Annotated in this window: 14 protein-coding genes; 9 read left to right on the forward strand and 5 right to left on the reverse strand. The window is 70.6% G+C overall.

Annotated features, from left to right (window positions below):
• The first annotated feature begins 69 nt into the window (after positions 1–69).
• The 4 genes from JJ691_RS05000 to JJ691_RS05015 are packed head-to-tail and all read left to right on the forward strand — an operon-like array spanning position 70 to position 5,415.
• The gene (locus tag JJ691_RS05000) at positions 70–1,089 is read left to right on the forward strand and encodes an IniB N-terminal domain-containing protein (RefSeq protein ID WP_211767625.1); all 1,020 of its coding nucleotides are present in this window, start codon (positions 70–72) and stop codon (positions 1,087–1,089) included.
• Between the two features lie 15 nt (positions 1,090–1,104).
• Complete coding sequence (locus JJ691_RS05005) at positions 1,105–2,874, forward strand: dynamin family protein (protein WP_211767626.1); 1,770 nt, start codon at positions 1,105–1,107, stop codon at positions 2,872–2,874.
• Positions 2,871–4,310 (forward strand): dynamin family protein, encoded by a 1,440-nt coding sequence (locus JJ691_RS05010; protein WP_211767627.1) that lies wholly within the window; start codon positions 2,871–2,873, stop codon positions 4,308–4,310. Before JJ691_RS05005 ends, JJ691_RS05010 begins: the two co-directional genes overlap by 4 nt.
• Before the next feature lie 19 nt (positions 4,311–4,329).
• Positions 4,330–5,415 (forward strand): hypothetical protein, encoded by a 1,086-nt coding sequence (locus tag JJ691_RS05015; protein WP_211767628.1) that lies wholly within the window; start codon positions 4,330–4,332, stop codon positions 5,413–5,415.
• 84 nt (positions 5,416–5,499) lie between these two features.
• Here the strand turns inward: JJ691_RS05015 and JJ691_RS05020 are convergent, their stop codons facing one another.
• Both JJ691_RS05020 and JJ691_RS05025 read right to left on the reverse strand, forming a co-directional pair.
• Positions 5,500–6,930: a helix-turn-helix transcriptional regulator gene (locus tag JJ691_RS05020; RefSeq protein WP_211767629.1), complete on the reverse strand. Its 1,431-nt coding sequence runs from the start codon at positions 6,928–6,930 to the stop codon at positions 5,500–5,502.
• A 58-nt stretch (positions 6,931–6,988) separates the two neighbouring features.
• A complete protein-coding gene (locus tag JJ691_RS05025; protein ID WP_211767630.1) occupies positions 6,989–7,978 on the reverse strand; it encodes an ArsR/SmtB family transcription factor in 990 nt (329 codons plus the stop codon).
• A 145-nt stretch (positions 7,979–8,123) separates the two neighbouring features.
• On the opposite strand from JJ691_RS05025, the gene JJ691_RS05030 reads away from it, so the two are divergent.
• The 3 genes from JJ691_RS05030 (at position 8,124) to JJ691_RS05040 (ending at position 10,817) form a co-directional block, all read left to right on the forward strand.
• Positions 8,124–8,783: a hypothetical protein gene (locus JJ691_RS05030; protein WP_211767631.1), complete on the forward strand. Its 660-nt coding sequence runs from the start codon at positions 8,124–8,126 to the stop codon at positions 8,781–8,783.
• 367 nt (positions 8,784–9,150) lie between these two features.
• Positions 9,151–10,263 (forward strand): GGDEF domain-containing protein, encoded by a 1,113-nt coding sequence (locus JJ691_RS05035; RefSeq protein WP_211767632.1) that lies wholly within the window; start codon positions 9,151–9,153, stop codon positions 10,261–10,263.
• Positions 10,264–10,331: 68 nt separating this feature from the next.
• Positions 10,332–10,817, forward strand: coding sequence for a LapA family protein (locus JJ691_RS05040; RefSeq protein WP_249227690.1), 486 nt, complete (start codon positions 10,332–10,334; stop codon positions 10,815–10,817).
• A gap of 186 nt (positions 10,818–11,003) precedes the next feature.
• On the opposite strand, the gene JJ691_RS05045 is transcribed toward JJ691_RS05040, so the two are convergent.
• Positions 11,004–11,177 carry a hypothetical protein gene (locus tag JJ691_RS05045; protein ID WP_211767633.1) on the reverse strand — a complete coding sequence of 58 codons (174 nt, stop codon included), beginning with the start codon at positions 11,175–11,177 and terminating at the stop codon, positions 11,004–11,006.
• Positions 11,178–11,329: 152 nt separating this feature from the next.
• A complete protein-coding gene (locus JJ691_RS05050) occupies positions 11,330–14,290 on the reverse strand; it encodes an AfsR/SARP family transcriptional regulator (protein WP_211767634.1) in 2,961 nt (986 codons plus the stop codon).
• A gap of 200 nt (positions 14,291–14,490) precedes the next feature.
• On the opposite strand from JJ691_RS05050, the gene JJ691_RS05055 reads away from it, so the two are divergent.
• Together JJ691_RS05055 and JJ691_RS05060 are read left to right on the forward strand one after the other, a co-directional pair.
• Positions 14,491–15,690, forward strand: a complete 1,200-nt coding sequence (locus JJ691_RS05055) for a hypothetical protein (RefSeq protein ID WP_211767635.1) — start codon at positions 14,491–14,493, stop codon at positions 15,688–15,690.
• Positions 15,691–15,704: 14 nt separating this feature from the next.
• Positions 15,705–15,971, forward strand: coding sequence for a hypothetical protein (locus JJ691_RS05060; RefSeq protein WP_211767636.1), 267 nt, complete (start codon positions 15,705–15,707; stop codon positions 15,969–15,971).
• Here the strand turns inward: JJ691_RS05060 and JJ691_RS05065 are convergent.
• On the reverse strand, positions 15,898–18,066 hold the full coding sequence (locus JJ691_RS05065; protein ID WP_211767637.1) for a tetratricopeptide repeat protein: 2,169 nt from the start codon (positions 18,064–18,066) through the stop codon (positions 15,898–15,900). The two genes, JJ691_RS05060 and JJ691_RS05065, sit on opposite strands and share 74 nt — an antisense overlap.
• Positions 18,067–18,204: the final 138 nt, after the last annotated feature.

The following is an 18,204-nucleotide window of genomic DNA, read 5'->3' on the forward strand; positions in this document are numbered from 1 at the left end:
CACCCGATGTCCCCACCGGTGATCGCTACCTAGCGTCATGGCCATCACGCCAACCGAGGAGGAGATCCGATGGCGACCGGAATCAGCCTGCTGGACTTCATCATGGAGTTGCTGGGCGACCAGGGCGCTCGCGACCAGTTCGAGGCCCACCCCCAGCAGTCGCTGGATGACCACGGCTTCAGCCACCTGTGCGCGGCGGACGTGCACGACGCGATTCCGCTGGTGATCGACGCCGCGCAGTCGTTCGACCGAACCTACGACGGGGGCGGCCCGAGCCACGTGGTGACCCCGCCGCCGCCCCCGCCGGTGCACGCCGACGGCGGGGTCGAGCACGCCATCGAGCAGATCCGCTACATCACGCAGAACTACTCGTACACGAGCACCGTGGACAGCCACAACGCCGTGGTCGACAACTCGGTGAACCAGAACATCTGGGCCCGCGACGTCTTCCAGAGCTTCGACAACCACTCCACCGTCACCACCGGCGACCACAACGTCGTGGGCGACGGCAACGACGTCACCAACGGCAACGTGACCGCCGACCACGGCGGCGCGGTGGCGGTCGGAGGTAGCGCCACGGGCTCGGCCGACGACTACTCCACCGACGTGCACGCCTACGGCAGCGGCAACGTGGCCGTGGCCAGCAACGGCAGCACCACCGGGCAGACCGACTCGCACAACAGCACGGACAGCCACAACTCCACCGACAGCCACAACACGACTGACTCGCACGACACGATCGCCTCCGGCAACACCACGGCGTCCAACAACAACACCGCGGTGGACTCCGGCAACGACTCGCACGACACCACCGACTCCCACAACGACTCGCACAACAACACCGCGATCGGGTCCGGGAACGACTCCCACGACACGACCGACTCCAACAACCCGACCGACTCGCACGACACCACCGACTCGCACGACACGGTGGCGTCGGACAACAACACCGCGGTCGGCTCGGGCAACGACTCGCACAACACGAGCCTGAACGAGTTGGACTCGCACGACACCACCACGGTCGCCTCGGACAACGACATCGCGTCCCACAACGACCTCGACACGCACGACCACCTGCTGCACATCTGATCTGGAGCCGCCGCCATGCCGCCGACCGCCGCCGAGTTGCTCACCCTCGCGATCCGGGCCACCACGGCCTACCGCAGGGAGGACCTCGGCGAGCGGTTGGCGCTGGCGCAACGCCGGCTGCGGGACCCGGAGGTCCGGGTGCTCGTGGTCGGCGAGTTCAAGCAGGGCAAGAGCCTGCTGGTGAACTCACTGGTGGACGCCCCGGTCTGCCCGGTCGACGACGCCCTGGCGACCGCGGTGCCCACCCTGGTCCGGTTCGCGCCGGAGCCTTCGGTCGTGCTCGTCGGCGACGACGAGCACCAGCGCCGGACGGTGCCGATCGACCAGCTGGCACACCATGTCTCGGAGGCGGGGAACCCCGGCAACCGCGAGCGCCTGCGCTACGCGGAGGTCGGGGTTCCTCGCAGTGTGCTGTCCGGCGGTCTCTGCCTGGTGGACACGCCCGGCGTCGGCGGGCTGGACTCGGCCCACGGGGCCAGCACCATGGCCGTGCTGCCCACCGCCGACGCGGTCATCCTGGTGTCCGACGCGGCCCAGGAGTACACCGAGCCGGAACTGGACTTCCTACGGCAGGCCATGAAGATGTGCCCGAACGTCCTTTGTGTACTGACCAAGACGGACCTCTACCCGCAGTGGCGGCGGATCGCCGAGCTCAACCGCGGGCACTTGGCCGCGGCCGACGTGGACGCCGACCTGATCCCCGTCTCCTCGACCCTGCGCCAGCACGCCGTTCGCACCCAGGACGCGGCCTTGAACGAGGAGTCCGGCTTCCCGGAGTTGATCGTCCGGCTGCGTGACGGCATTCTCGGCGCGGCGGCCGAGCTGGCCGATCGTTCGGTGGCCAACGACGTGCTCTCGGTGACCACCCAGCTGTCCGCCTCGATGCAGGCCGAGCTGGCCGCCCACCGCGACCCCAACCGCGCCGGCGACCTGATCGCCGAGCTGACCCGGGCCCGGGCCCGGGCCGACGCGCTCAAGGAGAGATCCGCCCGCTGGCAGCAGACGCTGAACGACGGCGTCAGCGATCTGATCGCCGACATCGAGTACGACCTGCGCGACCGGATGCGGCACCTGATGCGGGAGGCCGAGGAGGAGCTGGAGCTGGTCGATCCGGCCACTGTGGACGATGAGTTCACGCTGTGGCTGCACCAGCGCGGCGCCGCCGCCGCGTCGGCCAACTTCGTGTGGACCCACCAGCGGGCCCAGTGGCTGGCCCGGCAGGTGGCCGAGCACTTCGGCGACGCCGGCGACCAGGCCCTGCCCGACCTGAGCCTGCGCGCCCCCACCGCGAGCAGCACCTTCGAGATGCCGACAGCCGAGCACTTCGGCCTGGGGCAGAAGGTGATCACCGGCATGCGCGGCGGCTACGGCGGCACGATCATGATCGGCATGCTGAGCACCGTCGCCGGGCTCACCCTGCTCAACCCGGTGTCGGTGGCGGCCGGCGTGCTGCTGGGCCGCAAGACCGTGAAGGACGAGCGCAAGCGCCAGGTGCAGCGGCGGCAGAGCGAGGCCAAGGCGGCCGCGCGACGATTCGTGGACGACCTGATCTTCCAGGTGGGCAAGGAATCCCGGGACCTGCTGCGGGAGTTGCAGCGCACCCTGCGGGACCACTTCACCGCCCACGCCCAGGAGCTGTCCCGATCGGTGCAGGAGGCGCTGGCCGCCGCGCAACAGGCCGTGAAGGCCGACTCCGGCGGCCGCGAGGGCCGGATCAAGGACGTGACGGCCGAGCTGGCCCGGGTGGAGCACCTGGCGTCGCTGGCCCGGGAGCTGGCCCGATGAGCCGGCTCGGCGGGCAGGTCCGCACACTGCTCCGGGACGCCGTCGAGGTCTTCCGCGAGACGCCGGACATCGCGCAGTCGTTGCGGGACCACCTCGACCGGCTCGACGGGCCGCTGCGGGTGGCGATCGCCGGTCAGATCAAGGCCGGCAAGTCCACGCTGCTCAACGCGTTGGTGGGGGAGCGGCTGGCCCCGACCGACGCCGGCGAGTGCACCCGGATCGTCACCTGGTACCGGCAGGGGCACCGGCCTCGGGTCTCCGCGTATCCGCAGGCCGGCGGCCCGCGCCAGCTGCGCATCGACCGCGAGGGCGGGGCGCTGCGCATCGACCTGGAGGGCCTGAACCCCGCGCACGTCGAGCGGCTGGTCGTGGACTGGCCGACCCGGGGCCTGGCCGACACCATCCTCATCGACACCCCCGGCATCGCCTCGCTGTCCACTGACGTTTCGGCGCGGGCCAACGGTTTCCTGGTGCCCGAGGACGAGCCCAGCGAGGCCGATGCCGTGGTGTACCTGATGCGGCACCTGCACAGCGCCGACCTGCGACTGCTGGAGTCGTTCCACGACAACGGGATCGCCCGGGCCAACCCGGTCAACACCATCGCCGTGCTGTCCCGGGCCGACGAGATCGGCGTCGGCCGGGTGGACGCGCTCATGTCGGCCACCAGGATCGCCCGCCGGTACCGGACCGACCCGCGGCTGCGGCGGCTGTGCCAGGGCGTGGTGCCGGTCGCCGGACTGCTCGCCGAGACGGCCCGATCCCTGCACCAGCATGAGTTCGACCTGCTGGCCGGCATGGCTCTGAAGCCCCGCGCCGAGGTCGAGTCGGCCCTGCTCTCGGCTGACCGGTTCGCCCAGTACGCCGGCGGGTTCGGCCTCCTGGAACGGTTCGGGCTGTTCGGCGTGCGGCTGTCGCTGGCCCTGATTCGCCAGGGCTTCGGCGATCCCGGCCGCCTCGCCGCCGAGCTCATCCGGCGCAGCGGCATCGACGAACTGCGGGCCGTCTTCGCCGCCCAGTTCACCCAGCGCCGCGACCTGCTCAAGTCCCGCTCCGCCCTGCTCGCCGTGGACGCCTTGCTGCGCAAGGACCATCGCCCTGGCACCGAGCTCCTACGCGACGAGGTCGAACGTATTCTGGCCGGGGCCCACGAGTTCACCGAGCTCCGCGTCCTCGGCGCCCTGCGCTCCGGCCTCGCCGACCTCAGCGAGCCCGCCATCGACGAGGCCGAACGCCTCCTCGGCGCCGGCGGCGCCCAACCCTGGTCGCGCCTCGGCCTCACCCCCGACGCCGGCCGTCCCGAACAACACGCCGCCGTCCTGGACGCCCTGTTTCGCTGGCAGCGCCAGGCCGAGAACCCCCTGTCCCGCAAGGCCACCACCGACATCGCCCGTGTCGTGGTCCGCACCTGTGAGGGAATGGCCGCCGAACTGGCCTGAACGGCGCTACCCTGCCACCATGCAGATGGGGGTTTTGCGCCGCTTGGCGGCATTCGCAGCCGTTGTCCTGTCCGTCCTGGCCTCGACGCTCGTGCTCGGCGGCTCCGCGTACGCGGCCACGCCACTGGGCCGGCAGAACTGGGTGGTCAGCCTGGCCGGCTTCAACACCACCGCCAACTACAACAACTACATGCGGCTGGGCTACCTGGTCTTCGACCCGGCCAGCGACGCCGTGCAGCACAATTTCTGGACCTGGAGCCAGACGGACTACCCGCTGCCGGTCAACAGCGGCGACGTCTACGACTGTTCGCACGCGGCCGGGAATCCGCGAAACAAGTGCCCGATCCACACCGCGGCCGGCTTCACGGGCGACCCGAACGGCCATTTCACCGGCAAGTACGCCTACAACGCGGCCAGCGGCCAGGTGGTCATCACCTGGACCAGCAGCACCGTCAACGGAACCACGACGGCGGTGAACCTGGTCGAGACGTGGGCGGTCTCGGAGCACGGGACCGGCCTCGGCCGGATGGCGCTGGTGGCTGACAACTACTCGATCACCAGCGGCATCGGCTACGGCAGCACCGCCTCGCTGGCCGTGACCAGCAAGGTCCCGATGAGCACGGTCCGCGCCACCCAGCGGACCTATCGGCTCGAGGGCCAGGAGTGGAACCAGCGGCAGATCATCCCGCTCAGCGGCCCCTTCACCGTCGGCCCGGCCTGGAACGCCTGCGACGACGGCTCCTGCCTCGGCTACGTGCAGACCAATCCGGATCCGACCAAGTTCAGTTGCAGCCCGACCTCCTGCTGCCGCAAGGACGCCAACTACGACGCCTGCGTCAAGAAGATCAAGGACACCGGGGACCGGCGGTTCTACTACCTGACCGGCGTGGGCGGCGGCCGGCGCAACAGCATCGAGTTGTGGTGCGAGTGCCTGTCCTACGACCAGTGCTACGCCGGCAACAGCCATGTGCGGCCGTTGTTGCAGGTGATCGACGACTCCGGCGCGCTCCAGGGCTGGGTCGGGGCCGAGGTCAGCCCGTCCCGGGGAAACACCGCCCGCGACAAGAACGCCGAGTTCTACTCCAGCTTCGCGATGGTGGCGTAGCGCTGCGAGACCGGCGGCGCCGGAGCACCCTCGAAGGCATGCGATGTGTTGTCTTCGGCGCCACCGGCGCGGCGGCCCGGGAGCTCAGCGGTCCGGCAGCCCGCTGACCAGGGCCCGCAGCCGGACCAGCAGCTCGCGGCGGGAGGTCGAGCCGAGGCGTTGCCGAATCCGGGCCACGTGGTGCTCGACGGTCTTGGCCGAGATGAACAGGCGTTCCCCGATCTGCTTGTACGTCATGCCGCCGACCAGCAGCTCGGCCACCTCGATCTCGCGGGCCGACAGCTGGGGCGCCGGGGACTCGTCGGCGCTGTACGGGACCCCGTGCAGCGCTCGGGCGCAGGTGAGCAGGCTGGTCATCTCGTTGCGGTCGGCGGTGCGGATGGCGGCCTGCCCGGCCAGTCGGGCGCCGTCCCAGCCCAGCCCGACCGCCCGCAGCTCCCGCGCGGCCGCCACCACCTGGTCCACCTGCACGTCGCCGGCCAGCACCCGCAGCCACGCCCGCGCGCAGCCGGCCAGCGCGGCGGCGTAGCGAGAGCTGCGGGCCATCGTGGACAGGGCGGCGGCGTGCTTCGCGGCGGCCGAGGGGGATTCGGCCGCGACGGCGGCCTGCAACCCGAACCAGTGCAAGGGCACCGACCACAGCGCCGGCCGGTCCAGCCGGGCCAGCAGTTCGTCGGCCTCGGCCAGCTTGGGCGCCAGCCACTCGTCCTCGTGCAGGCGCGCGGCGGCGACGGCGATCTCCCCAACTGCTTGCAGCACGAACAGATCGACCGGATGCGCGATCACCGCGTCCCGGGCCCGTGGCCACGCGTCGAGCAGAGCAGCCAGGTCGGAACGCCGTCGGGCCACGCCGATCTCGATCGCCGCCGCGAACAGCTCGTCCCGGGGCCGCGGGCACTGCGTCGGCACGTCGGCGGCGGCGAGATCGCCACGCTGCAAGGAAATCCAGGCCCGCAACAGAGCGTGACGCATGGAGTCGTCGCCGACGGCCGACTCGGCCATGTCCAGCTGTCCCAGGTGCAGTGCGATCAGACAGGCCAGCGCCGACGGGGTGTCCGGCAGCAACACCTTGCCGGCGTGGGGTTCCAGCACCGCGGTGGCCTGCACCAGCTGCGACAGCGCGGCCACCGGTGATCCGGTCACCGACTCGCACAACGCGTGCGCCACAAGGGATTCGACAGTGGACAGCGAAGTGGGCGTGCGCACCGCGGTGTCGAAGGCGGCCAACTGGGCCTGAGCCTGCGACAGATCGCCGACGCCGAGCAGCGCCGCCACCGCGAAACCGGAGACGGAACCGTCCACACTCTCCGCCCACCGGTACAGCGCGACGCTGTCGCCGAGCATTCCGCGCTGCGCCAACACCGCTGCCGCGACCTCCGCCCCCCGCTTGTCTCCCTCGAGGATCGCCTGGTCGGCGAGTAGGGAAGCGGCGTCCAGGTCCCCGTCGAGCGCCGCCGACTCGGCCCGCCCGGACAGTGTTGCGGTCTCCACGGCGTCGTCGACCACGTGGGTCATCTCTCTCCCGGCGTTGTCTTTTGGGACCTACGCATAGTCGTACCGCCGGGCGGATTCGTTAGTTCGACTCCAGTAGGGCTCTACCCTTTCGGGTGACGGAGTGGCGCACTGCCTGTCCGTCCCGGCGGCTGGCCACGAAGCCGGCGTTGCGCAGCAGCGTCACCTGCTGGCTGGCCGAGGCCAGCGACATGCCGATCGTCTCGGCCAGCTCCGAGGTGGACCGCGGGGCCTTCAGCGCCACCAGGATCCGGGCCCGGGTGCGGCCGATGACCTGCGACAGGTGGAACAGCGTCCGCTCCTCGGCTTCCGGGTCGCGGCGCAGCGGCCGGGCCGGGAACACCAGCATCGGCGGCAGCTCCTCGTCGATCAGCGTGACGGGATCGCCGACGCAGAAGAACGACGGCACCAGAGTCAGGCCGCGGCCGCCCAGCCGGATCTCGTGCGAGCGCGGATAGTCCGTCTCCAGCCACGGCCAGCGCCACCGGAACGACGGTCCCAGCCGGGCGAACATGCCGCCCAGCCCGTCGTCGAACACCTCGCGCACCCGGCTCTCGCCGTCGGCCCGGACCCGGTCGCCGACCTCGTCCCAGATCGGCGCGATCGCGTTGTCGTAGTAGCGGCGCAGCGCCCCGACCAGGTCGGTCATCGACTCGGCCTGTCCGGTGGCCAGGCCCTGGCCGAAGCGGGAGTCCTCCACCCGCTCCAGCCGAGCCGGACTCAGATCCAGGGCCAGCCGGGACCGCGGGGTGACACGGATGGAGTCGAACGCGCCGTCGATCCCCTCCCCGGTGGGCAGCGGTGTCAGGAAGTCCGGGAAGTTGCCGCGCGGCGGCACCAGCCTGCGTAACAGCCGCAACGCGTGCGCCGTCTCGGGATCGGCGAACCTCGGGCCGATGTCACGCCGCCACGCCGCGTGCCGGTCCGGCTCGCCGGTCGGCGCGAGGTGATGGACGCTCAGCACCAGCTCCCACATCGGATCCGGCTCGGTGAGCACCCGGGTGCGCAGCAGATCCTCGGCCGTGAAGTGCAGACGGAGCGTGCCCGCCATGGTTTCCACCCCCTGCCGCGAGTGTCCTCGGCCAAGTGGCCGTCGCCGTCCGGCCAGACCTTTCGGACCTGTCTGAAAGGTCCTACCAGCCGTGAGCCCGTCATGCCATGGTGGCGGTGCACGTTCACTTTTGGGGGACACAGCAATGGACGACGCTTCGGTGCGCATGCGGGTGGTGTTCGACGAGCGGATCGGCGACTCGCGGGCCGAACTGGCGGAACTGCTCGGGCGCTGCGGCGTCGCCGGCGGGCGCAGCGGATACCTCGCCGAGATCGCCGCGCGGCTGGAGGTGTTCGGCAGCGCCGGCGAGCCCTCGTCGACGCCCATCCTGGACGCCGGGGCGGACGGCCTGGAGTACTTCCGCCGGCACGGGCCGGAGCGGGCCCGCCGGCAGCGCCGCGAATTCGACTTCGACGCCGAGATCGGGCGGCGCTACGCCAGCCAGCGTGGCATTCCGCTGGCCGAACTGCGGGCCGACGCCGAGCAGCTGGAGTCGCTGTGCTCGGACATGTTGGACGTCCGGCATGAGCCGTGGCAGCGGGCGATGTGGCAGCGGGTCGGCGGCTTCGCCGACACCCTGCGGGTGGCCTGCGACGCCGTGGAACGCATCGTGTTCGACAAGGCCGACGCCGTGCACCGGCTGGCCGACGACCCGGGGCCGTACGACGACGACCGCTACGAGGCCCGGCTGGCCGTGTTCGAGGCGGCCTGCCGGCACGCCGAGGCCGACATCGCCGACGTGCTGCGTCGGCTGGGCGGCGAGATGGCCGCCACCGACCTGGCCGAGACGCGGTATGTTGGCTGACCTGGCCGGCGAAGGCGGGCACGGTGGGCGACGACCTGCCGCCGGGCACCGACCGAACGGACGGCTCGCCCTTACCTGATCAGGTGGCCGCGCCACGCAGCGTTCGGCCGAGGTTGCGCTAGCTGGGTGGTCTCGATCAGTTCACCCGCCCGGTCACGCCACGTCCCCCATACTCGGTGTGAACCGTGGGGGGAGAACCATGGCGATTACTCGGGGGAGTGATCTCGGCCTGGTCGGGGTCGGGAAATGGCCGCTGTGGGGGCGGCCGGCGCTGTCGGTCTGGTACGTGCTGGTGGTGGATCTGGCGGCGGTCGCGCTGACGGCCGCCGAGTTTACGCGCCCCGGCCTGGAGGAGGCGCCGCCCGGCGTGGCGGTCGCCATCCTGGCCGCCGCGGCCGTGCAGGTCGAGGCCTCGCGCCGGATCGAGCGGGCGCGGCGGATCAAGAACGGGTCCGTGCGGGTCAACATGATCTCGATGTGGGTGTTCGGGGCCGTGCTCACGCTGCCGCTGGCCTGGGTGGCCGTGGTGACCGTGCTCTTGTCCGCCCACGACGTGCTGCGCAGCGGGCACGGCCAGCGCAGCTTTCCGCACCGGAAGGTGATGAACGCCGCCGCCATGGTGCTCGCGGCGTGGACCGCCCGGCTGGTGCTCGACGCCGGCGGCGTACCGGTCCTGGCCAAGGCCACCCAGTTGGCCGCCGTGCCGATCGTCGTCGTCGCCGTCGCCGCGCTGGTGTTCTTCGCCGTCGACTGCGCGCTGATCGCCGTCAGCCTGCTGGTCGACGACGAGCGGCAGCGTTCGGTGGCCGGCCTGTTCGGCTCCGCCGACGACAACGCGCTGGAGCTGGCCACCATCTGCCTCGGCGCCGTGATCGGCCTGGTGCTCGTCTACCAGCCGATCGCCCTGGTGTTCCTGTTCGTGCCGCTGTTCGTGCTGCACCGGGGAGTGCTGGTCACCCAGTTCAAGGAGCTGGCCACCAAGGACCAGAAGACCGGTCTGCTCAACGCCGCCACCTGGCGTGAGGTCGCCGCCCGCGAGCTGACCACCGCCGACACCGCCGGCGTGCTCATGGTCGACCTCGACCACTTCAAACGGGTCAACGACACCCATGGCCACCTCGCCGGCGACGAGGTCCTCAAGGCTGTCGCCGCCACCGTCCGGCGGTCTGTCCGGGACTACGACTCCGTCGGCCGCTTCGGCGGTGAGGAGTTCGTGGTGCTGCTGCCCGGCCTGACCAGCGCCGACGTGCTGGCCATCGCCGAACGCATCCGTCGAGCCGTCGCCGACCTCCGCGTGCCCCTGTCCGGCACTGTCCTGTCCACCCTCTCGGCATCCATCGGCGTGGCCACCTACCCGTCGTCGGCCGCCGGCATCGACGAGCTCGTGCACGCCGCCGACACCGCGCTGTACCGGGCCAAGCGGGGCGGGCGGAACCGGGTCGTCAGCAGCCTGACCGTGTGCGACACCCGAACGGGCTAGGTTCGTCGGGCGGCGGGCCCGGTTCGCGGGTACCAACAGTGGGAACACTCCTGCGAGGAGGTGGCCCCATGGCCGAGCCGAAACGTCACGCCGGGCGGAGCAGCGCCGCTGAACGCGACAAGCCCGACGTTCCCCCGATGCGGGACGCCGGCACCGATGCCGCGGTTGTGGCCGGTGACGCCATGTCTGGGGGCTCGCGTGAATCAGCGTCCGTGCCCGGCGGCGGCGCCGTCGTCGACCCCCGCGCCACCGACCCCGACCACACCGGCAAGCTCGAGCCCGCCGCCGAGCTCGCCCTGCTCAAGCGTACCCGGATCAGCGGCCTCTGGGTCGGCGTCACCGTCGCCGCCGTGGTGCTGTTGCTGCTGCTCGTGTTCATCGTGCAGAACAACACCTACGTGACCATCTACTTCTTCGGCTGGGGCGGCCAGTTCCCGCTCGGCGTGGCCCTGCTGCTGGCCGCGATCTGCGGCGTGCTGCTGGTCGCCGTCCCGGGCTACGGCCGCATTCTCCAACTCCGCCGGGCCGCGCGCCGCGCCGCCAGATCCCGGTAGCAGCTGTGGCCGCGTGGTGGCGACGAGCGCTGCTCGCCACCGCCACGCGGTGCCGTGTCATGGCCAGTGACCACTTTCCCGAGGCGGTTGTTCCAGTCGGCCCTGACGGGTTGTTCTCGTGACTAAATCACTGCTGGCTTCACTGCTGGCTTCCATTTCGACACCCCCGCGTGTCGGTTTTTTGGTTCAGACCATTTGGGCGGTCGAGTCCTTCGCCCCGTTGATGAGTCCCCATCCCTCCGTCTCCGTCTTGCCGACGGTCGCACCGGCGGGCGAGACCGCAATGACGGCGGCAATGGTCGCCGTGGCGGCGGCGATGGCGCCGGCCCTTAGCCACGACTTGTAGTCGATCTTGTGCATGGTCGCGAGCTTGCCAGATGGCCGAACCGCGGATCCCATTGGGGGTCACCTGACCGGGCTCATACCCCCGTTCGTGCGTCGCCCATGCACGTGAAACCGAACGTCGTTAGTTGCGAATTGAATTATCTTTCGGGTGACGGTGATGCCCCTTACTACGCTCCGTGATGCCGATCGGGTGTCGCTTCCGGGTCGTCCGGATTCGTGTCGAAGGCGACGGTGCTCAGCAGGTTCCGCAGCTGTGCCAGTCGGCTGTCCGTGTCGGGCGCTCCCGCGTCGAGCAGCACGTCCAGTGCCGCACGCCAGGACGAGTGGGCACCGTCGCGGTCGCCGCGAGCGGCAAGCGCGTAGCCGCGAACGCGTAGGGCGCGAGTCCGTAAGTCCGAGGACCTCACCGTTTCGGGCAATCTGAGGGCGCGGTCGGACCATGTGATCGTGTCGCCGAAGGAGCCGAAATCGTAATAGATCTCGGCCAGGGTCACCTGCGTTTCGGCGACCTTGATCCGGTCGCCGCTCTTGATGTGGAGAACAAGGGCTTTTCTGGCAAGAGGAAGCGCCTCCGAGTTCTCGCCGTGCTCGTGCTTGAGCGCGGCCATCTCGGCGAGGGTCGTGCCCATTCCTCTGGTGTGCCCGATATTTTCGCGGATGCTGAGGGCCCGCCGGTACAGTTCGAGGGCGTCGTCATCGCGACCGAGTTTCCGGTACGTGTTCGCGAGCTGGTCGAGTGCGACCGCTTCGGTGTTCTGGGTCCCGATTTTCTCGACCGCGGACAGCGCTTTCTCGTACAGGCCGACCGCGTTGGCCAGATCGCCGGTGGCCAGGTGCACACTGGCCAGGTTGGACAGCACGATCGGCAACAGCTCCCGGAGACCGTGCTCGGTGGCGATGGTCAGCGCCCGGCGTAGCGCCGTCCCGGCGTCGGAGTACCGGCCGATCCGGTGGTAGATCATGCCGAGGTCGTTGAGCATTCCGCACTCGCTCTCGGAATTGCCGAGTTCGCGGGCCGCGGCCAGGCCGGTGCGGTGGATCGCCAGCAGTTCCGTGTGCTGGAAGAGTCGGTCCAGCACCTCCTGCGCGTAGGCGGCCAGCCGCCAGCAGTGCTCTGGGAAGGTGTGCCGGGCCGCGGTCACGACGGCACTCAAGTTGGCGGATTCTTCGCTGGCCCAAGCGATTACGGCCGAATCGTCGGCAAAGGTCATCGGCTGCACCGGGGCCGGATCGGGCAGCGCGGGAATCTCCGCGCCGCCCGGCACCAGCCGACGATGGCCGGCGGCCAGGGACAGCACGAGCCAATCGAGCAGTCTTCGTTGTGCGGCACGGGGATCCGGCACCGCGTCGGTGTGCTCGACGAGTTGGGCGGCATACCCCTGCAGCAGCAGATGCATCCGATAGCGCTGGCCGGCGCCGGGTTGCAGCAGGTTCACGCGGGCCAGGGCGCGCAGGTTCGGGTCCACTTCGGACCGTTCCGCGCCGAGCAGGGCGCACACGGCGTCGACGGAGAAGTCTGGCCCGGGCAGCAGGCCGAGCGCGGCGAACGTGCTGGCGGCGGCTGGCGACAGCGCCCGGTAGGACCAGGTGAACGGTGCGGCCAGCGTGGCAGCCTCGTCGTCACCAACGCCGATCGCGCCGAGCACGTCCTGCCGCTGTAGCTCGCGGGCCAGGTCGGCGAGGCGGGTGTGCGGGCGTTCGACCACACGCTGGGTGACGATGCGCAGCGCGAGCGGCAGGCCGCTGGTCAGGCCGGCCAGCCGCCGGACCGCGTCGTGGTCCTCGGACGCCCGGGCCGGGCCGAGCGAGGAAGTCAGCAGCGCGACGGACTCCTTGGGGTCCAGCGCGGACACGGTGATCGGCACGGCGTGGTCGTGCACGACCAGGCCGGCGAGCAGGTCCCGACTGGTGATCAGCACGACGCAGTTGGGCACGGCCGCGAGCAACGGCCTCAGTTGGACGGTGTCCCGGGCGTTGTCCAGCAAGAGGGCAATCTTCTTGTCACACAGCAGACCTCGCACGCGGGCTTGGCGCTCGTCGACGCCGGCCGGCACATCTTCGCCCAGGTAGAGCAGCAGGAGCGCAAGCCCGTCCTCAGGGGCGAGCGGCGCGGTGGGCCCGTATCCGCGGAGGTCGATGGAGTACTGCCCATCCGGGAAACGCTCGCGGTTCCGGTCGATCCAGTGCACGGCCAGGCTGGTTTTGCCAATGCCGGGCATACCGTGCAGCGTGAACACGCGGTGCGTGGCGGCAGCGTCTCCCTCGCTCACGAGCGCGTCCAGCCGGGCCAGGATGTCGACTCGACCGACGAAGTCTGGCACCGCGCGCGGGAGCTGCCGCGCCGGCCGAGCCGGCACGGCCAGGTGCGCGTGCCCGGCGGGATCCCGTTCCGACCGCAGCAGCCGGGCGTTCAGCGCCCGCAGCTCCGGCCCCGGCTCGGCGCCGAGCTCGTCCAGGATCCGCTCGCGGAACCGGTGGAACGCCCTCGTGGCGTCGGGGATCCGGCCGAGCGCGGCCAACGCCCGCAGCTGTCGCAGCACCAGTTCCTCGTCCAGTTCGCGCTGGCGCAGCAGGGTGAGCACGACCCGGAGGACCTCATTGTTCTCGCCGAGCGCGAGTTGGCTGTCGAACAGCGCGTAATGGGCGGGCAGCCGGTCGAAGGTCTCCATCTGTTCCCGGCAGTGGTCGGCCCACGGGCCCTTCACGTCGGCGAGCGGCATTGGCGTCCACAGCCCGAGCGCCTCCTTGAGCAGGGCGCACGACTTCGCGTGATCGCGCCGCGCCGCCGATTCGTACGCCCGTTCGGCAATCGCGCGGAACCTGTGCAAATCAATGAGGCTGGGATCGGTGTCGATGCGATAGGCGTCGCCGTCGCGGTCGATCCGCGCCGGCGCGCCGGCCTTTTCCAACGCCTTGCGGAGGCGGCTCACCAGGGCCTGCAGCGAGCTTCTGACCTGCCTGAATGTCCGGTCCGGCGACCACAACTCGCCCACCAGGGTGTCGATCGGGACCGAGTTGTTGACATCGTGCAGCAGCAACGCGAGCAGGCCGCGTTGCTTGGCCGTGCCGAGATCGGCCGGAACCCCCTGCACGTGCAGCCGGGTCGGACCGAGGATCGTGAATTCCACCAGCGCCGCCCTTCGCTGGTCACCCTCCAGACTTCGGATTTCCAGTGTGCACCAGTGCGTGGGCGCCACCACCGCAAATTCGGGATTGTCTCCCGATCGGTCTAGTCCCCGCGGGTATGGCAAGCGAACCGCAAGTGCGCTGTCAACGGTGATGGTGACGCTGGTGGTGGGGAAGTCGGGGAAACGTCAAGGGGGTACACATGTTCGCCGCCGAATGGTCGAGCGCGCCGGTTGGCATCGACGCGTCCAGCTGGGTCACGCGTTCGGGCTGCCGCGACGTGCTTGCCGTCGTCCACACCGTCACCAGCGGCCAGCGCCTGCTGGAGGCGGTGGAAACCATCGAAACCGATCGACGGGTGCAAGTCGTGTTCGCGCAGGGCCCGGACGCGTTCAGCAACGGGGTCGACGAGTTCCTGCGGAACACCGGAGGGGTGGTGCTGCCCTGGCAGCAGGCCGTCCGGGAACGCTTCGACCTGGCCATCGCAGCCGCGTACGGCGGGTTGCGTGAACTGCACGCGCCGATTGTGGTGATGCCGCACGGCGCCGGTTACGGCAAGACGCACGGCACCGGTGCGTCCGCCGTGAGCTACGGGCTGGATGCCCAGCGGCTGACCCACAACGGCCGCGTGCTGACGGACGCCGTGGCGCTGTCCCATGACAGCCAACTGGAGTTGCTGCGCCGGCAGTGCCCGGCGGCGGTCGACCGGGCCGTCGTGGTCGGCGACATCTGCTACGACCGCCTCGCGGCCAGCGTCCTGAGCCGGGACGCCTACCGTGCGGCGCTGGGGGTCCAACCGGGCCAGGAACTCGTTGTTGTCGCGTCGACCTGGGGACAGGACTCGCTGTTCGCCCGCAACGGTGATCTGCTGCCGCATCTGCACGACACGCTGGCCACCGACCGCTACCGGCTGGCCGCGTTGATGCACCCGTCGGTCTGGTTCGGCCACGGCCGGCGGCAGTTGCGGGCGTGGCTGGCGGACAGTCGCCAGGCCGGGCTCATGCTGGTGCCGCCGGAGGTGGACTGGCGGGCGGTGGTCGTCGCGGCCGACTACCTGGTGGGCGATCACGGTTCCGTTCCGGTCTACGCCGCCGCGATCGGCTGCCCGGTCCTGCTCACCGACCAGTCGCTGCAAGCCGTGCACTCCGCGGGCTCGGCCCAGGAGGTGCTGTCGGCGACGGCCGTCCGGCTGGCGGCAGCGGAGCCGTTGGCTCCGCAGTTGGACCTTGCTCGGCGCCGTGCGCGGGAAGTGGGCGCGAAGGTGGCCGGCCGCCTCACGTCCCGGCCGGGCACCGCCGTTACCGCCTTGCAGGAGCAGCTGTACCGACTGCTCGGCATGACAGCGCCCGGTCGACATCGCGCCGTCGAAGCCGTGCCGGTGCCGGACCCGGGCCGGTGGTGACGGTGCGCCGGGCCATGGACGGCACCCTGCTCTGCACTGTCCACGATGGACTCGCGGACCTGGCGGACGTGCTCATCGGCGAGGCGTCCGACGAGGATTTCGCGCGCGGCCTCGCGCGCCGAACGCTGGTCGACCACCCGGCTGGAATCGTCCTGTTCATCTTTCCCGACAAGGGAATTCTGGTCGCCTCCCGGGACGGCGTGACATTCACGCTTCGCCTGTGTCCGTCTCTTGTGGACGATCTGGCTCTCGCGTTGCACGCGATGTGGTCAGCTCGTTGAGTCTGCTCCGTGCCGCGGGCAGTCGCCACGACCGCAGCGTCGTGAAGGTCTCGACCGCGGCACGGAGATGCTCGACCGCGTCGTCGGCGTCGCCGCGCTGCCACGCGACGTCGGCGAGCACCTCGTGGCTCTCAGCCACCCCAGCCGGGGAGCCGAGGGCCGTCAGCTCGACCAGGGCACGCGTGGCGATCTCGTGGGCCAGGTCCGTGTCCCCCGCACCCGCGCAAGCCTGTCCCTGGGCCACGAGGATCCTCGCTTCGTTGTAGGGATCGGGAACCTTTAGCCCGGCGAACACCGCCGGCGCCTCGGCGAGCACGTCCAGCGCCGCATGATGGCGGCCGGCGGCGGACAGCGCGGCGCCGAGGTTGATCAGGGTCAGCCCCAGCGAACGGGCCGCGCCCAGCCGACGGTTCGTCACCACCAGCGCCTCGAACTCGGTGATCGCCACCTCCGGCTGCCCGGTCTTCAGGTGCAGCAGCGCGAGCCCTTCCTGGGCATCGGCGACACCGCGCTGGTCGTCGATCGACTCCGCCCGCGCCATCGACTGCCGAAAGCACTGCTCGGCCTCTTCGCGCCGGCCAAGCACGACGCTCACCTGGCCGAGCCGCTTGAGCATGTCCGCCTCGGCGAAGACATTGCCCCACGCCCGGGCGGCGGCCACACCACGCCGGTCGATCTCCAGCCGGTCGAGATAGTGCTTGCGGTGCAACAGCAGTGGCCACATCACGTCAGACAGCTGCCAGGCGAGTTCCGCCCAGCTCTGCTCCATCGCCGCCCGGCCGGCCGCGATCAGGTTGACCCGCTCGTCGTCCAGCCAGTCCAGGGCCTCTTCCCGACCACCGAGATCCGGCAGTTCGGTCGGCTCGGCGGCGAACGCGTACGGCAGCCGGCGGCGGGTCGGGCTCACGAGATGGTCGGCGCGGCTCGCCGCGGCGAGATACCACTCCACGACGGCCTGCAGGGCCGACGTCCGGTCGTCGTCGGCGTCGTGCCGGGCGCATTGCTGGCGGGCGTGCAGCCGAAGCAGGTCGTGCAGCCGGAACCGGTCCTCGCCGACTTCCTCCACCATGCTCACCTCCACCAGCTCGCCGAGCAGATTCCGGGCCACGGCCGGATCCGCGTCCGTCAGCACCGCGCAAGCCGGCCCGACGCCGAACTCGATGCCGGGCTGCAACGCCAGCCGCCGGTAGAGCGTCGCCGCGGTGTCCGACAGCGCCCGGTACGACAGGTCGAAACTGGCCAGCACGGACACCTGGCCTGGGGCGGACAGCGCGTCCAGCCGACGTCGCTCGTCGGACAGCTCCGTCACCACCCTGGCCACCGACCACTTCGGTCTGGTCGCGAGCCGCGCCGCCGCGACCCGGACTGCGATCGGCAGGCCGCCGCACAGGTCCACCAGGCTCTGCGCCTGCTCGGGTTGGCGGTCCACGCGGTCGTCGCCGATCGTCCTGGCCAACAGCTGGACCGCGGTGGCGGACGTGAGCGGCTCGACCTCGAGGACCCGGGCCCCGTCCGCGGCGAGCCCGGGCAGCCGGTGTCTGCTGGTGACGATCACGGCGCAACCCGGCGACGCCGGCAACGCCAACCTGACCTGGGCTGCGGAGAAGGCGTCGTCCAGGCACAGCAGCAGCGAACGGTCGGCCGTCATGGTGCGGAACAACGCCGCCTGCTCCGACAGGCCGACCGGGATCTGTTGCGGATCAACACCCATCGTGCGGAGAAACCCGCTGAGGATTTCCCGCGGCGACATCGGTTCGGAGCCACCGAATCCGGCCAGATCGGCATGGAGTTCGCCGTCCGGGAAACGATTCCGCATGGCGTGCGCCCAGTGCAGCGCGAGCGCCGTCTTGCCCACGCCGCCCGGCCCGGTCAGCACGACAACCAGCGGAAAATCGCCCGCCTGCGCCTCGGCCAGCATCTCGTCCAACGCGGTCAGCTCAGGCCGTCGGCCGGTGAAATGCATTGGCGCGGGCAGCAATTGACGCGGTCGCGGCGGTCGATCCGGGCTGACCGTTCCGTGCACGTGCACGTCACCGTGAATGACCCCGGACTGCACGACATTGCCTATGGCGTCGGCATTCACCTCGTTGTCCACGGCACCCCCGTCCCGTCGGCCCCAACCGACGGTACGGGACCGTCACCGCCGATCGGATCCACCACTAGGGGCCCGGCCGGTGAACAGTGTCACGTGCGCGCTCTTCGCGTGGTGTCGGAACGCGAGCGAAGAGCGCGC

The sequence above is a fragment of the Kutzneria sp. CA-103260 genome, assembly GCF_018263855.1.
Lineage (GTDB): Bacteria > Actinomycetota > Actinomycetes > Mycobacteriales > Pseudonocardiaceae > Kutzneria.

Excerpts from the sequence above, each read along its gene's own strand:
- JJ691_RS05000 (WP_211767625.1), top strand. The coding sequence starts at position 70 with ATGGCGACCGGAATCAGCCTGCTGGACTTCATCATGGAGTTGCTGGGC.
- JJ691_RS05005 (WP_211767626.1), top strand. The coding sequence starts at position 1,105 with ATGCCGCCGACCGCCGCCGAGTTGCTCACCCTCGCGATCCGGGCCACC.
- JJ691_RS05010 (WP_211767627.1), top strand. The coding sequence starts at position 2,871 with ATGAGCCGGCTCGGCGGGCAGGTCCGCACACTGCTCCGGGACGCCGTC.
- JJ691_RS05015 (WP_211767628.1), top strand. The coding sequence starts at position 4,330 with ATGCAGATGGGGGTTTTGCGCCGCTTGGCGGCATTCGCAGCCGTTGTC.
- JJ691_RS05020 (WP_211767629.1), bottom strand. The coding sequence starts at position 6,930 with ATGACCCACGTGGTCGACGACGCCGTGGAGACCGCAACACTGTCCGGG.
- JJ691_RS05025 (WP_211767630.1), bottom strand. The coding sequence starts at position 7,978 with ATGGCGGGCACGCTCCGTCTGCACTTCACGGCCGAGGATCTGCTGCGC.
- JJ691_RS05030 (WP_211767631.1), top strand. The coding sequence starts at position 8,124 with ATGGACGACGCTTCGGTGCGCATGCGGGTGGTGTTCGACGAGCGGATC.
- JJ691_RS05040 (WP_249227690.1), top strand. The coding sequence starts at position 10,332 with ATGGCCGAGCCGAAACGTCACGCCGGGCGGAGCAGCGCCGCTGAACGC.
- JJ691_RS05045 (WP_211767633.1), bottom strand. The coding sequence starts at position 11,177 with ATGCACAAGATCGACTACAAGTCGTGGCTAAGGGCCGGCGCCATCGCC.
- JJ691_RS05055 (WP_211767635.1), top strand. The coding sequence starts at position 14,491 with ATGTTCGCCGCCGAATGGTCGAGCGCGCCGGTTGGCATCGACGCGTCC.
- JJ691_RS05060 (WP_211767636.1), top strand. The coding sequence starts at position 15,705 with ATGGACGGCACCCTGCTCTGCACTGTCCACGATGGACTCGCGGACCTG.